This window comes from Candidimonas humi, from assembly GCF_019166065.1.
GTDB lineage: Bacteria > Pseudomonadota > Gammaproteobacteria > Burkholderiales > Burkholderiaceae_B > Candidimonas > Candidimonas humi.
On sequence record NZ_JAHTBN010000008.1, the window covers coordinates 69,377 to 83,415 of the forward strand.

Below are 14,039 nucleotides of genomic sequence, written 5' to 3' on the forward strand. Positions count from 1 at the left end.
CACGGGAGGCCGCTGCAATATAACGGGTTCACGGCACGCCGGCCCGCTCGAGCAGGCCCTGCGCCGCCGCGGCCGGGACCCCCAGGCCGAACACGCCGCCCGCCCGGCCGAAGCGCGTGCGCACGAAGATGTCGGCCAGGGCCTGGGGCGCGTGGCGCCGCAGCAGGCCGGCCTGCGCCAGCAGGACCAGGTCGCGGGCGACATGCCTGGCGGCGGACTCCAGCCCGCTGCCGCCGGCACGCAGCAATGATATCAAGCCCTCGGCCGCGTCCTTCAGCAGCGGATCGCCGGCGCTGTCGCGCGCCAGTGCATCGAGCAAGGCGGCGGCCGCCTCGGGGCTGTCCTTCAGGGCGCGCAGCACGTCCAGGCACATGATGTTGCCCGAACCTTCCCAGATCGAATTGACGGGGGCTTCCCGGTACAGGCGCGGCATGGGGCCGTCTTCGATATAGCCGTTGCCGCCGCAGACCTCCATGCATTCGGCGACCGCTGCCACCGTACGCTTGCAGACCCAGAACTTGGCGGCCGGCGTCAGGATGCGGCGATACGCCTGCTGCAGCGGATTATCGCCGCCGTCGAAGGCGGACGCGAGCCGCAGGGCCAGGACCGTGGCGGCCTCGCTTTCGATCGCCAGGTCCAGCAGCACGCAGCGCATCAGGGCATGGTCGGCCAATGTGCTGCCGAACGCGCGGCGATGGCGCGCATGATGCAAGGCCTGCACCAGCGCCTGGCGCAGCAGCGCCGTGCTGCCCAGCACGCAGTCCAGCCGGGTATGCGCCGCCATCTCGATGAGCGTGGCGATGCCGCGCCCCTCTTCGCCCACCAGCACGCCGTGGGCATCGCGGAACTCGACCTCCGCGCTGGCATTGGAGCGGTTGCCCAGCTTGTCCTTCAGGCGCTGGATCTCGACGCGGTTCTTCTCGCCCGCATCCGTCCAGCGCGGCACATAGAAGCACGATAGCGACTCGCCATGCCGCGCCAGCACCAGGTGCGCGTCCGAAGTGGGAGAAGAAAAGAACCACTTGTGGCCTCTTAGCAAGTAGCGCTCGCCGCGCCCCGCGGCGCCCACCGGAGCCGCGGTGGTGGCAGTGCCGCGCAGGTCGGAGCCGCCCTGCTTTTCGGTCAGGCCCATGCCGACCATCATGCCGGTCTTCTCGGCAAGCGGAACGTCGCGCTCGTCGTACTGCAGGCTGTACAGCCTGTCCCGCACTTGCCCGAACCAGGGCTCCTTGCGCAGCAAGGGGATGGCGGCCGCGGTCATGGTGATGGGGCACAAGGAGCCTGCCTCGACCTGGCCATGCAGCAGATACGAGGCAGCGCGCGCCGCATGCGCCCCGCCGCCCGGCTCGGCCCAGGCGCCGCAGTGCATGCCGTGGGCGAAGGCCATGCGCAGGAATTGATGCCAATGGGGATGGAAGTGCACACGATCCACCCGATAGCCGCGGGCGTCGTAGGATTCGAGCTCGGGCGGATGGCGGTTCGCGTCGCGCGCCCACAGTCGGGTCTGCGCGCGCCCCAGGCGCTCGCCGTAATGCGATAGCGCCTCGTCGTGGCCCTGCGCGCCGGCGCGCTGCACCGCCGCGCGCAGCACCGTGTCGCTCAGGTACAGGTTGTAGTCCCCAAAATCGGGAACCTGGTTCGTCACTTCGTGCGTAGCCTCGATCATGCCGTCCTCCCCGCGATTCGCGCGTGGGCGTCGAATCCGGACATCAGTGCCCCGATACGGCACAGCCTCGCTGGAATATCGAAATCGGTCGACGCCATGGCAATGCTTCAGCGGGCTGGCACCGCGGCCCTAGAGCCAGCGATTCTTCTTGAAGCGCCAATACAGGATCGCGCATGCCCCCGCCGTCAGGCCCATGATCAGCGGGTAGCCGAAGGTCCATGACAGCTCGGGCATGTACTTGAAATTCATGCCGTATATGCCGGCCACCGCGGTCGGCACCGCCAGGATGGCCGCCCAGGACGCCAGCTTCTTGGTGATGTCGGTCTGCTGCGACTGGCCTATCATGAGGCTGGCCTCGAAGGCGAAGGCCAGCGCCTCGCGCAGGCTGTTGAGCAGTTCGTCGACGCGCTGCACGCGGTCGGCCACTTCGCCGAAATAGCCGCGGCAATTCTGGTCGATATTGTTGCTCTCGACGCGCGACAGCCTGCGGCAGATTTCCACCAGCGGCGAGATCGCCACGTGGATGCGCAGCAGGTCGCGACGGTATTGATAGACGCGCCGCACGTCGGTATCCTGGAAGCCGCGCAGCAGGAATTTCTTTTCCACCGCCTCGACCCCCGACTCGATCTTGGCCGAGGCCGCCACATAGCGGTCGGCCATCAAGTCCAGCAGCATCGAAGCCACGTAGTCGCTGCCGCGATCGAGCAGTTCCGGGGAATTTTCGAGCAGTTCGCGCAACTTGGTGTGGGTGGCCTGCGCGCTGCGACGCACCGTGACCAGGAAACCCTTGCCGATGATGATCTGCGTCTCGCCAAAGGTCGGCCGCATGGTCTCCACTTCGACCGTGATGGCGACGATCTGGGTCAAACCGGTGTATTCGACGACCCGGGGACGGCGATGAATCTCGTTGATTTCTTCTATGGCCTTGCTGGAAAAACCCAACTGGGCGCCGAGCTGCTCGATCAGGGCGGGCTCGGGGGATTTCAGGCCCACCCAGATCAGGTGTTCGCCCGGCTCGACATAGCGCGCGATATGGCTGACCGGGATTTCGCGCGGCTCATGGCCCTTGCGATACAGCATCGAGGCGACGACGCTGGAATCGCCCTGGGCATCGAGCGTCGAGGCTTCATGCCCCGGGCCGGCCGCGTCGGAATGGCCGGACTCGGTGGCGGCGGGATCGCTGGACATGGCTTTTCTGCACCTCGTGCGTGGTGTTTCGGCCCATGATAGCATCTGTGCATGCGCCCACCCGCGCGTTCGCGCGCCCGGCATCGACACGCCGCCGCACACGCGCTGCCGCCCAGCTAGGGGCGAATCCGCGGGCCCGCGCATCGCCCGCCTACCATAGCCGCCGGAGCCTGATTCCATGTCCGACCGAACCATAGTGATCGTCGCCAGCCTCACCCTGCTGGTGGCCGTGGCCGCCGGCGCCTTCGGCGCCCATGGCCTGAAACGGGTGCTCAGCGCAGACATGCTGGCGGTCTGGCATACCGCCGTGCTCTATCAGCTCGTGCACGGCCTGGGCATGCTGGCCATTGCCGGGCTGGGGACGCGCTTCGGCTCGCCACTGCTGAGTTCGGCCGCAGGGCTGATGTTCGCCGGCATCGTGCTGTTCAGCGGCAGCCTCTACTTGCTGGCGACCACCGGCGTGCGCTGGCTCGGCGCCATCACCCCCATAGGCGGCCTGGCCTTCATCCTGGCCTGGGCGCTGGTGGCCCTGGCCGCCTGGCGCTCAGCCTGAGCAAACCCGCGCCACGCCTACGACGCGCCGAAGATCTCGTCGTTGTGCTGCCCATACGCGGGCGGCAGCCTGCGCAGGCTGGCGGGTGTGCGCGACAACTTGATGGGCGAGGCGAGCGCCCGGTAGGCGCCCTGCTCCAGCACCATGCCGCGATGCCTGGTATGCGGATGGTCTATCAGCTCGGCCACGTTCAGCACCGGCGCGGCCGGCACCCCGCGTTCGAGCAGGGTCTGCGCCAGCTCGGCCGCCGCGTGCCCGCGCAGCAGCTCCGTCAACAGCGCCCGCAGCGCCTCGCGATGCTGCAGCCGGTCCGCATTGCTGCGAAAACGCTCGTCGGCGGCCAGGCCGGGCGCGCCGAGCACGTCCGCCAGCAATTCGAACTGGCGGTTATTGCCCACCGCCAGGAATAGTTCGCCGCTGCGGGTGGGGAACGATTCGTAGGGCGAGATATTGGGATGCGCATTGCCGGTGCGCCGCGGCACGGCGCCGCCCAGGAAATAATTGGCGGCATGCGGATGCAATAGCGAAATGGCGCAATCGAACAGCGTGATGTCCAGGAACTGGCCGCGCCCGCTGCGCTGCCGTTCGTTGATGGCCAGCAAGATCGCCAGGGCGGCATTCAGGCCGGTCACCATGTCCACCACCGGCAAGCCCACGCGCGTGGGTTCCCCATCGGCCTGGCCGTTGACGCTCATCAGGCCGCACATCGCCTGGGCGCAGGCGTCATAGCCCGGCAGCCCGCCCAGCGGGCCGTCGGCGCCGAAACCGCTGATGCGGCAATGGACCAGGCGCGGAAATTCCTGCTGCAGCGCCTGTGCGCCCAGGCCCCATTTTTCCAGGGTGCCGGGCTTGAAATTCTCGACCAGCACGTCCGCATCGGCCAGCATGGCCTTGAGCAGCGCCTGGCCCTGCGCTTGCGACAAGTCCAGCGACAGGCCGTACTTGTTGCGGTTCACGCCCAGGAAATACGAAGCCGTGCCGTCCAGGAACGGAGGCCCCCAGGCGCGCGTCTCGTCGCCCGAAGGCGGCTCGATCTTGTAGACGTCGGCGCCATGATCGCCGAGGATCTGGGTGCAGTACGGGCCGCCCAGCACGCGCGACAGGTCGATGACCTTGCAGCCGGCCAGTGCGCCGGCCTCGCGATTGTTCTCTTGCATGACCTCGGTCTCCTTAGGGCCGGTTGATGTTGAATAAGGCGCCGCGCCGCAGGCCGGCATCCGGGCGGGACGCCCCTGCGGCCGCCGCGCCCGCCTCGTTCAATCCAGCGAGATATGGGCGCTGTGGATCAGCGCGGCCCACTTGGGCACCTGCTGGCCTATGAAATCGGCCAAGCCCTGGGGCGTCTGGTCTGCGGCACGCACGATGCCCTGAGTGGCCAGGGTGCTCTTGACCGCCGGATCGGACATGGCCTCGATGAAGGCATGATTCAGCTTGTCGACCACCGGCGCCGGCGTGCCCTTGGGGGCGACGATGCCGAAGAACACGCTGGAATCGTAGCCCTTGAGGCCTTCCTCGTCGAGGGTGGGCAGGTCGGGCAGCGCTTCCGAGCGCTGCGCGCTGGCCAGGCCGATGGCGCGCAGGGTGCCGTTCTTGACGTGCGGCAGTGCGGTCAGGATATCGGTGAACGACATCGTCACCTGGCCGCCCAGCAGGTCGTTGAGCGCCGGGCCCGTGCCTTTATAGGGTATGTGCTGGATGTCCGTGCCGGCCATCTGGTTGAACAACACGCCCGCCAGGTGCGAAGACGCGCCGTTGCCCGAGGACGCATACGTGAGCTTACCGGGATTCTGCTTGGCGTAGGCGATCAGTTCCTGCAAGGTCTTGGCCGGCACCTTGGGATTGACCACCAGTATGTTCGGCAGGTGGCCGATGCGGATGATGGGCGCGAAGCTGGTGCGCGGATCATAGTGCAGGCGCTTGTACAGGCTGACATTGATCGCCAGCGGCCCCGAAGTGCCGAACAGCACCGTATAGCCGTCGGGCTTGGACTGCGCCACGTATTCGGAACCGATATTGCCGCCCGCGCCCGCCTTGTTCTCGACGATGACCGTCTGGCCCAGCGGCTTGTTCAGCGCCTGCGCCAGCCTGCGGGCCAGGGCGTCGGTCGGGCCGCCGGGCGGGAACGGCACGACCAGGTGTATGGGCCGGTCGGGGTAGCTGTCGGCCGCGGCGGCGGGGCCGGCCAGCGTGCACAGCGCCGTGGCGGCAAGCAGGGTTGCAAGGGCTTTCTTCATGATGTCTCCAGGTGGTCTATGAATATGCTGCAGGGGAAAGATGCTGCAAAGTACAGGGCTGGCGCCGCGCTCCGGCGCAGGCCTTGCGGCGTGTATGACGCGCCGCCGCCGGATATCCGGATAGATGGCGCCGGGGCGCCTTCAGCCGCGGCCCGCCAGCAATGCGCCGCAATCGGCCAGGGGCTCGGCCGCGGCGCAGGGGTCGCGCGGCGCCAGGCGATGCTGCAGGACCAGGTCGGCCAGCTCGTTGCGCCGTTCCAGTCCCGCGTGCCGGGCCTCGCTGCGCATGGCGGCCAGCGACACCAGGTGATAGAGGGCCGAAGCCGCCTGGCGCGCCAGGTCGGAACGGTCGTCGCGCACCGCCGCCTCGGCCAGGTCGCAGGCCTTGTCCAGGCTTTCGGCCTGCAGCGCGGCCAGGTGCGGCGCGCAAGGCAGGCCCTCGGCCAGCAGGCTCTCGACATGTTGCCGCAGCGCGGCCAGGCAATCGTTTTTGCGTATGGCGCGCAGCACGTCCAGGGCCACGATATTGCTGGTGCCTTCCCAGATCGAGCCCAGGTGCGCATCGCGCACCAGGCGCGGCTCGACCCACTCCTCGATATAGCCGCAGCCGCCGCGCACCTCCATGCCGTCGCCAGTAACCTTGCGAGCGTCGCGGCAGGCGCGGAACTTGATCAGCGGCGTCAGGATGCGCACCAGCTTGCGGGCCTGCGTCTCACCCTGGTCGGCTCGCTGCAATGCCTGCGCGGTCTGGAACACGAAGGAACGCGCCTGTTCCGTGGGCAGCGTCATCTTCAGCAACTGGCGCTGCATCAGCGGCATGTCGAGCAAACGCTTGCCGAAGGCGCGCCGGTGCTCGGCCACGTACATCGCCTCGGTAAGCGAGCGGCGCATCAGGCCGGCGGCCCGCATGCCGTTGGACAGGCGCGAGTTGTTGACCATGTCGGCCATCTGCTGGAAGCCGCGGCCGCGCTCGCCCACCAGCCAGGCCAGGGCCCCTTCCAGGCGAATCTCGCCGCTGGCCATGGAGCGCGTGCCCAGCTTGTCCTTCAGGCGCAAGATGCGGTAGTGATTGTGCCCGCCTTCGGGCAGCTCGCGCGGCAGCAAAAACAGCGACACCCCGGCCAGGCCGTCCTGCGCCTCGCTGCGCGCCAGCACCATGGCAAAGCCGGCGTCCGGGTTCGAGCAGAACCACTTGTCGCCTGACAGACGCCAGGTGCCGTCGAGCTGGGCTTCGGCGCGCGTCTCGGTGGCGCTGATGTCCGAACCCGCCGCCTGCTCGGTCATGAACATGGCGCCCTGGCGCAGTTCGTCGAAATCCAGGGCAGTCACTTGCGGCAGTACCCGCTCCACCAGCTCGGGCGTACCGAAGCGGCGCAAGGTGCGGGCCAGCGAATCGGTCATGCTGACGGGGCAGCACAAGCCGAACTCGGCCTGCACGAACAAATGGCTCAACGCATACTTGACCAGCGGCGGCATGGGCGCATCCCAGCCCAGCACCCCGGGCCGGTGCGACATCGCCGCCAGGCCGAACCGTTCGTAGGCCCAACGCTCCAGCTCTACATAATCCGGATGCTTGTCGATGCGCGACTCGTCCTGGCCGGCGCGGCTGCGCACCGACAGCGTCGGGAGATGCTTGTCGGCCGACGCGGCCAGCTCGTCCAGCGTCGATCCCGCCAGGCGCCCCAGCTCGTCGAAATGCGGCAGCAGGTGCGCATACAGGTCGGCGGGCAGATAGGCGCGCAGCATGGGCTCGGCATAAGGGTCGGCCCGGAACAGATTGATGCCTCGGGAATCGGGAATATTCGGCGCCGCCGCCGCAGTCGCTTGTTGCACCATGATGAGCCCGCCTCGAAGAGTGTTCGTACTGATGTTGCGGATCTTAGGCGCGGGTATTGATATATACAAATACTGTATTTATGATTATCTATATAGAATATGTATAGATAGCCGGAACGTGTATGGGTAACCGGAACGGCTGCCTGCGCGGCAGCGCGCCGCGCCAAGCCGCCGCGGTAGCCTGCTTCGACCCGCGCTCTACAGGCGCGCGGCCGTGCAAGGCCGGCGGCTCTGCGGCAAGCATGGCCGGATCTTGCCGCGGCAAACAGAAAGCGGAAAACGGGAGCAGACATGGACGAGCTCGACCCCAGGCTTCTGCGCTACTTCGTGGTGGTGGCCGAAGAACTCAGCTTCAGCCGGGCGGCGCTGCGTCTGCATATTTCACAGCCGCCCCTGTCCTATGCCATCAAGCAGCTCGAGGACAGCCTGGGCGCCAGGCTGCTGGAACGTACCAGCCGCCGCGTGGAACTCACCGCGGCCGGGCGCGCCCTGTACCGCGAAGCCCAGTTCCTGCTGCGCAGGCACGTCGATGTGCGCAAGCTGGTGCAGCGCATCGACGCCGGGCTGCACGGGCAGATCAAGATCGGTTTCGTGGGTTCCATGCTCTACCGGCGCCTGCCCGAGGTGCTGAAGCTGTTCCAGCATCACTATCCCGACATCGAGCATGTGCTGCTGGAGCTGAACTCGGCCGAACAGATCGAACTGGTGGAACGCGGCGGGCTGGACCTGGGATTCATCCACGCCAATCCGGTAGCGCCGCCCGTGCGCGCGCTGGATCTCGTGTCCGAGCCCTTCGCCATCTGCCTGCCCGCCGGTCATCCCCTGGCATCAAAGCGGCGCCTGCGCCTCGACCAATTGGCCGAGGACGATTTCATTTTCTTTTCGCGCTCGTTCTCGCCCTACTACTACGAAACCCTGCTGTCCATGTGCCTGCAGGCGAGCTTCTATCCCAAGGTACGCAACGAGGCGCGGCACTGGCTCAGCGTGGCCTCGCTGGTGTCGCAGGGCCTGGGGGTTTCCATCGTGCCGCAGTGCCTGTCGCGCAGCGGCATGTCGGGCCTGCGCTTCCTGCCTTTCGATCATGGCCACGAATCCGTCTGCAGCCTGATCTGGTCGGAACAGGCCGCCTCGCGCATCCATGCCCGGCACATCGAGCTGGTCAGGCAGGTGTACGGGCTGGACGCTGCGGACAGCGGCCGCAAGAAAGGCGGCGGCCCGCGGCGAGGCGGGCCGGACGCGGGGCGACTGGTGCCGCCCCGCAGGCCGGGGTCGTAGACCCGCGGCAGGCGGATCAGGCCTGGGCGGCCATCTCGCGCTTCTGCTTTTTCTTGATGCGGCGCATCAGCGGCGGGACCACCACCACGCAGATCGAGACAATCCACAAGCCCAGCGATACCGGGCTGGCGTACAGGATGCCCAGATCGCCGTTGGTAATGGACAGGGCGCGGCGCAGGTTCTGCTCCATCATATTGCCCAGCACCACCCCCAGCACCAATGGCGCCATCGGCACACCCGCCTTGCGCAGCAGATAGCCGACACCGCCCAGCACCGCCGCCATGACCAGGTCGAAGGTGCCGGAATTGATGGCGTACACGCCGATATAGCTGATCGACAGGATGCCCGGCACCATGAGCCAGCCCGGCACCGACAACACCTTGGAGAACACGCGCACCATAGGCACGTTCATGAAGAACAGGATCACATTGGCGATGAACAGCGATGCGATCAGGCCCCAGACCAGTTCCGGCTTGGTATCGAAAAGCGCGGGCCCGGGCGTGATGTTGTACAGGGTCAGCGCGCCCATCATCACCGCGGTGGTGCCCGAGCCCGGCACCCCCAGGGTCAGCATGGGCACGAAAGAGCCCACCGCCGAAGCCGTGGCTGCCGCCTCCGGAGCCGCCACGCCGCGCAAGTCGCCCTTGCCGAACTGCGAATCGGCAGGATCCTTGCTTTCGCACATGCGCTTCTCGTTGGAATAGGCGACTGCCGCGGCCACGCTGGCGCCCGCGCCCGGCAGCACGCCGACGATGAAGCCCAGTATCGAGCTGCGCGAGATCGTTCCCTTGGCGAAGGACAGTTCCTTCAGGTTGAACAGCTTGCGGCCGCTGGACTCGACTTCTACGTTCTGGCCGGCGACGATCTTCTCGAGCATCTCGAGCAGCTCGGCCACGGCGAACAGCGCGATCACCACCACCACGAAATCGATGCCGTCGAACAGGTGCACCGAACCGAAGGTATAGCGGTACACGCCCGAATTCGCGTCCACGCCCACGGTGGCGATGGCCAGGCCCAGCATGGCCGAGATCGCGCCCTTGACCGGCTGGTCGCCCAGCAGGCTGGTCAGGCAGCAGAAGGCAAAGACCATCAGCACGAAGTATTCGGCCGGGCCGAAGGCCAGCGCCCACTTGGCCAGCATGGGGGCCAGGATGACGATGCCGATGACGGAAACCAGCGCCCCGCAGAACGCGGAAAACGCCGACAGCGACAGCGCCACATTGGCCAGCCCGCGCCGCGCCAGCGGATAGCCGTCCAGCGTCGTCATGATGGCGCTGGCCTCGCCGGGCACGTTGATGAGGATGGCCGTGATGCGCCCGCCGTATTCCGCGCCGACGTACACCGCCGCCAGCAGGATCAGGGCCGTTTCGGGCGGCAGGTTCATCGCGAAAGCGATGGGGATGAGCATGGCCACGCCGTTGATGGGCCCCAGGCCCGGCAGCACGCCCACCAGGGTGCCGAAGAAGGCGCCGATCAGGGCGACCGCCAGGTTGGACCACGAAACAGCGACGCCAAAGCCCATCTGCAAGTGGGAAAGAATCTCGCTCACGACAGGAACTCCAGCAAACCCGGCGGCAGGACCACGTCCAGCAGGCGGTCGAACAACAGATAAAAGAACACGCTCATGACTACGCCGCTCAAGATGATCTTGCGCCACGCGCCGCCGAACAGCCTCCCGACCAGCACGACCATGAGCGTGGTGGCGATGATGAAGCCCAGCCAGTCGAACAGCAAGGCATAGACGATGCAGTAGACGACCATGAGCGCAATGCGCGCGTTGGCCCCCGGCGGATTGCTCTCCGCCCTGTGGCGGCCCTTGAACAGCAGCCACAAGCCGCACAGCCCGATGCATGCGGCCAGCAGCAGCGGAAACGTGCGCGGGCCCACCGGTTCGTAGGAGAACGGCGCCTCGATGCCCCAGCCGAACCAGGCCATGAGCACCGCGAACGCAAGCGCGGCGCCCCCCAGATAACGATCGGTCATGGCTTTACTTCTTGATCAGGCCGAACGCGCGAGCCTGCTCTTCATAGGCCTTGACACGCTGCTTGACGAAGGCGTCGAGCTCGGCGCCGGACTTGTTGAAGGGGAACAGGCCCACTTTTTTCTGCAGCTCGGCGAACTTGGGATCCTTCTGCATATTGTCGAAGGCCTGCACCCACCACTGGTACTGGGCATCGGAGACCTTGGGCCCCACATAGAAACCGCGGATGATGGGCCAGTCGATGTCGAAGCCCTGTTCCTTGGCGGTGGGAATATTGGACATCTCGCCGGGCAGGCGCTCGCTGGCGAACACCGCCAGCACCCGCACCGGCGCCCCGCCCTGCAGCAAGTTGTAGGCTTCGGCCGCGTCGCCCATGTAGGCCTGGATGTGGCCGCCGCGCAGCGCGGTGGCCGACTCGCCGCCGCCCTCGAACGCGACGAAGCGCATCTTGCGGTAATCCACGCCCGCCGCCTTGGCCGTCAGGGCCGCCTTCATCCAGTCCTGGCTGCCCACCGTGCCGCCCGCGCCCAGCACGATCTTGGTGGGGTCGGCCTTCAGGGCGTCCATCAAGTCCTTGAGATTCTTGTAGGGAGCGTCGGCGCGCACGATGGCCACGCCGTAGTCGGTGCCGACCGCCGACAGCCAGCGCACGTCATTGACGTTGTACTTGCCGAATTTCCCCTGCGCCAGGTTGAGCAGCGAGCCGCCCGAGAAGGCGACGATGCGGCTGCCGTCGGCGGGCTTCTGGCCCACCACGTGGTTGTATGCCACCGCGCCGATGCCGCCGGGCATGTAGATGATGCGCATGGGCTCTTTGAGCTGCCCGGTCGCGCCCAGGCCTTCCTGGGCCAGGCGGCAGGTCAGGTCGAAGCCGCCGCCGGGCTGGGCCGGGGCGATGCATTCGGGCCGGCGCGGCGCGCCGTCGGTGGCGGCGACAGCCGCGAAAGAGGCGCCGGCCAGGGCCAGGCAGGCCAGCATGGTGTTCAGGAATGGGGTTCTGGTTTTCACGTCGCTACTCCGTGTCGGTTCTGGCATGCGCATGGCATGCCGCAAGAGGCCGGCCCGGCGCCGCCCGCCGATGCTGCACATCTGGCGGATCGGGCGCGGATCCCGGCTAACTGACCGGCAAGCGTACGGATCCGCGGCTTTCCGAATGCTTTCAATTCCCGTTTTTTCTACCCGCGGCCGGCTGCTCCGTAGGGGAATCTAGGGTAAATACCAGGGTCGCGCGGCAGCCGCGCCCCGGAGATTCGAGGCGGAATTCGCCGCCCAACTGCTGCATGATGGCATGCACGATGGCCAGGCCCAGGCCCGCCCCGGAGGTGTTCTTGCCGGCCCGGCCGCGCCGGAACCTGACGCCCGCCTTCTCGATATCGTCGGGCGTCATGCCCGGCCCATTGTCCTCGACCACCACGCGGGCGCCGCGCGCATCGCCGCTCACGCTCAAGGTCACCACGCCCCCTTCCGGCGTGTAGCGCAGCGCATTGTCGACGAGGTTGGCGATGGCCTGGCGCAAGAGCCATTCGGGCGCCGCCAGCCAGACGGGGCCGGCGGGACAGTCCAGGCCCAGGTCCTGCCGGCGCGCACGCGCCGCAGGATACAGTTCGCGCACGATGCTCTGCGCCAGGGCTGCCAAATCAGTGCGTTCCGGCGCCTCGTTCTGCAAAGGGGCGTCCTTGGCGCGAGCCAGCGCCAGGAGCTGGCTCGCGGTCCGCTCGGCGCGCTCGAGGCCGTCGCGCATGGCCAGCAGCGCCGCGCGGATCTCGGCCGGATCGGACTCGCGCAGGGCATAGCCCACTTGCATGCCCAGCACCGACAGGGGCGTGCGCAACTGGTGCGAGGCATCGTCCAGGAACTGGCTCTGCAGCCGGGCCTGGCTCGCGTAGCGCTCCATATGCAGGTTGACGGCCGTGACCAGCGGCTGCACTTCGCTCGGGATGTCGCGGTCGTCGATGGGGCTGAGGTTGTCGGGCCGGCGGCCCCGCAGTTCCTGCTCCAGCCGCGTCAAGGGCCGCAGCGCCCACAGCACGCCCGCAGCCACGATGAGGATGACCAGGGCCAGGCCCAGCGCGTCGCGCTCCACCGAACGCCACATCATGGAGTCGATGAATGCCTCGCGGCTCGCGACGTCCTCGCCGACCATCACAATGACGCGCTCGCGCGGATTCGCGTTGAGCGGAGGATCCATGCGGCGCGCCATGGCCGCAATGCGTATGCGCTGGCCCAGGTAGTCGGCGGTGTAGAAGCGCGGCACGCCCGAGACCAGCCGTTCGTCGGGCAGCGGCAGCGCCTGGTTGCCGATCTCGGCCAGGCCGTCCTCGGTCAGCACCCGGTAATAGACGCTCTCGTCGGCGGTCAGCTCGAAAAACTCCAGCATCAGGTAAGGCAGTTCCACCGACAAGCCGCCGCCCTGCGTGGAAATCTGGTGGTCGATGGAGCGCAGCGCGCCCGCGAGCGAGCGGTCGTAGGCCTGGTTGATCTGGACGCGCAGTTCATGGTTCGACAGCCACAGCGCGCCCGTCATCAGCAGCACCAGGGCCGGCAGCAGGGCCAGCAGCAGCACCGACTTCAGGCTGCGCCCGCCCCTCTTGGCCCAACGCTCAGCCTTCATCGGCCGGCTCCAGGCAATAGCCCATGCCGCGCAGCGTTTCGATGCGCACGCCCGAGTTCACCAGCTTCTTGCGCAACCGGTGCACGATCACCTCCACGGCCTCGAGATTGATGTCGCGGTCGTCCGGGCTGATGCGGTCCAGGATCTGCTGCTTGGACACGGGCTCGCCGCTTTTCTGCAGCAGCACCTTGAGCACCGCGAACTCGCGCGGCGACAGGGCCAGCGGCTCGCCGTGCTCGAAGAAGCGCTGCGCGCCGGTGTCCAATACCAGGCCGCCCAGCGCCAGGCGCGGATGCTCGCGGCCGCGGCTGCGGCGCACCAGGGCCACCAGCCGCGCCTCCAGCTCTTCGATGATGAAGGGCTTGCGCAGGAAATCGTCGGCGCCTTCGTGCAGGGTGCCGATGCGCTCGGCCAGCGAATCGCGCGCCGTCAGCACCAGTACCGGAGTGCGGTCGTCGCGCGCGCGCATGCGCGCCAGGAAAGTGCGCCCGTCCATGCCGGGCAGGCCGAGATCGAGAATCACGGCGTCGAATTCTTCGACCTGCAGGCGGCGCTCGGCCAATTCCGCATCGTCGGCCCAGTCCGCCACGAAGCCGCCATGCCGGGCCAGGCTGCGCGTCAACCAGCGGGCCAGTTCGGCCTCGTCTTCGACCAGGAGTATGCGCATATCGGAGTCCCGTCGGTTTGATCCGGCC

The 14,039-nt window shown here is 67.4% G+C and carries 12 protein-coding genes; 2 read left to right on the top strand and 10 right to left on the bottom strand.

The genetic code is table 11. The annotated features are described in order from the left end of the window. Window positions 1–28: 28 nt before the first annotated feature. Together KVP10_RS16455 and KVP10_RS16460 are read right to left on the bottom strand one after the other, a co-directional pair. The gene (locus KVP10_RS16455) at window positions 29–1,666 is read right to left on the bottom strand and encodes an acyl-CoA dehydrogenase family protein (RefSeq protein WP_217965709.1); all 1,638 of its coding nucleotides are present in this window, start codon (window positions 1,664–1,666) and stop codon (window positions 29–31) included. 129 nt (window positions 1,667–1,795) lie between these two features. Continuing rightward, window positions 1,796–2,746, bottom strand: a complete 951-nt coding sequence (locus KVP10_RS16460) for a magnesium and cobalt transport protein CorA (RefSeq protein WP_246600773.1) — start codon at window positions 2,744–2,746, stop codon at window positions 1,796–1,798. Between the two features lie 286 nt (window positions 2,747–3,032). Between KVP10_RS16460 and KVP10_RS16465 the strand changes: the two genes are divergently transcribed. Further along, window positions 3,033–3,407: a DUF423 domain-containing protein gene (locus KVP10_RS16465; RefSeq protein ID WP_217965711.1), complete on the top strand. Its 375-nt coding sequence runs from the start codon at window positions 3,033–3,035 to the stop codon at window positions 3,405–3,407. Between the two features lie 17 nt (window positions 3,408–3,424). On the opposite strand, the gene KVP10_RS16470 is transcribed toward KVP10_RS16465, so the two are convergent. The 3 genes from KVP10_RS16470 to KVP10_RS16480 form a co-directional block, all read right to left on the bottom strand. Continuing rightward, window positions 3,425–4,564 (bottom strand): CaiB/BaiF CoA transferase family protein, encoded by a 1,140-nt coding sequence (locus KVP10_RS16470; protein ID WP_217965712.1) that lies wholly within the window; start codon window positions 4,562–4,564, stop codon window positions 3,425–3,427. 99 nt (window positions 4,565–4,663) lie between these two features. Beyond that, window positions 4,664–5,641, bottom strand: a complete 978-nt coding sequence (locus KVP10_RS16475; protein ID WP_217965713.1) for a Bug family tripartite tricarboxylate transporter substrate binding protein — start codon at window positions 5,639–5,641, stop codon at window positions 4,664–4,666. Window positions 5,642–5,782: 141 nt separating this feature from the next. Then, window positions 5,783–7,477, bottom strand: coding sequence for an acyl-CoA dehydrogenase family protein (locus tag KVP10_RS16480; protein ID WP_217965714.1), 1,695 nt, complete (start codon window positions 7,475–7,477; stop codon window positions 5,783–5,785). A 291-nt stretch (window positions 7,478–7,768) separates the two neighbouring features. On the opposite strand from KVP10_RS16480, the gene KVP10_RS16485 reads away from it, so the two are divergent. Beyond that, entirely contained in the window at window positions 7,769–8,752 is a 984-nt protein-coding gene (locus KVP10_RS16485) for a LysR family transcriptional regulator (protein ID WP_217965715.1), read from the top strand. Between the two features lie 16 nt (window positions 8,753–8,768). Here KVP10_RS16485 and KVP10_RS16490 read toward each other — a convergent pair whose 3' ends face one another. The 5 genes from KVP10_RS16490 to KVP10_RS16510 form a co-directional block, all read right to left on the bottom strand. After that, entirely contained in the window at window positions 8,769–10,301 is a 1,533-nt protein-coding gene (locus KVP10_RS16490) for a tripartite tricarboxylate transporter permease (protein WP_217965717.1), read from the bottom strand. Next, window positions 10,298–10,735: a tripartite tricarboxylate transporter TctB family protein gene (locus KVP10_RS16495; protein WP_217965718.1), complete on the bottom strand. Its 438-nt coding sequence runs from the start codon at window positions 10,733–10,735 to the stop codon at window positions 10,298–10,300. Before KVP10_RS16495 ends, KVP10_RS16490 begins: the two co-directional genes overlap by 4 nt. 4 nt (window positions 10,736–10,739) lie before the next feature. Further along, window positions 10,740–11,711 (bottom strand): tripartite tricarboxylate transporter substrate binding protein, encoded by a 972-nt coding sequence (locus KVP10_RS16500; RefSeq protein WP_217965857.1) that lies wholly within the window; start codon window positions 11,709–11,711, stop codon window positions 10,740–10,742. A 181-nt stretch (window positions 11,712–11,892) separates the two neighbouring features. Beyond that, on the bottom strand, window positions 11,893–13,344 hold the full coding sequence (locus KVP10_RS16505) for a sensor histidine kinase (protein ID WP_217965720.1): 1,452 nt from the start codon (window positions 13,342–13,344) through the stop codon (window positions 11,893–11,895). Continuing rightward, a complete protein-coding gene (locus tag KVP10_RS16510) occupies window positions 13,334–14,011 on the bottom strand; it encodes a response regulator (protein WP_217965722.1) in 678 nt (225 codons plus the stop codon). Before KVP10_RS16510 ends, KVP10_RS16505 begins: the two co-directional genes overlap by 11 nt. Window positions 14,012–14,039: the final 28 nt, after the last annotated feature.

Excerpts from the sequence above, each read along its gene's own strand:
- KVP10_RS16455 (WP_217965709.1), bottom strand. The coding sequence starts at position 1,666 with ATGATCGAGGCTACGCACGAAGTGACGAACCAGGTTCCCGATTTTGGG.
- KVP10_RS16460 (WP_246600773.1), bottom strand. The coding sequence starts at position 2,746 with ATGCTGTATCGCAAGGGCCATGAGCCGCGCGAAATCCCGGTCAGCCAT.
- KVP10_RS16465 (WP_217965711.1), top strand. The coding sequence starts at position 3,033 with ATGTCCGACCGAACCATAGTGATCGTCGCCAGCCTCACCCTGCTGGTG.
- KVP10_RS16470 (WP_217965712.1), bottom strand. The coding sequence starts at position 4,564 with ATGCAAGAGAACAATCGCGAGGCCGGCGCACTGGCCGGCTGCAAGGTC.
- KVP10_RS16475 (WP_217965713.1), bottom strand. The coding sequence starts at position 5,641 with ATGAAGAAAGCCCTTGCAACCCTGCTTGCCGCCACGGCGCTGTGCACG.
- KVP10_RS16480 (WP_217965714.1), bottom strand. The coding sequence starts at position 7,477 with ATGGTGCAACAAGCGACTGCGGCGGCGGCGCCGAATATTCCCGATTCC.
- KVP10_RS16485 (WP_217965715.1), top strand. The coding sequence starts at position 7,769 with ATGGACGAGCTCGACCCCAGGCTTCTGCGCTACTTCGTGGTGGTGGCC.
- KVP10_RS16495 (WP_217965718.1), bottom strand. The coding sequence starts at position 10,735 with ATGACCGATCGTTATCTGGGGGGCGCCGCGCTTGCGTTCGCGGTGCTC.
- KVP10_RS16500 (WP_217965857.1), bottom strand. The coding sequence starts at position 11,711 with ATGCTGGCCTGCCTGGCCCTGGCCGGCGCCTCTTTCGCGGCTGTCGCC.
- KVP10_RS16505 (WP_217965720.1), bottom strand. The coding sequence starts at position 13,344 with ATGAAGGCTGAGCGTTGGGCCAAGAGGGGCGGGCGCAGCCTGAAGTCG.
- KVP10_RS16510 (WP_217965722.1), bottom strand. The coding sequence starts at position 14,011 with ATGCGCATACTCCTGGTCGAAGACGAGGCCGAACTGGCCCGCTGGTTG.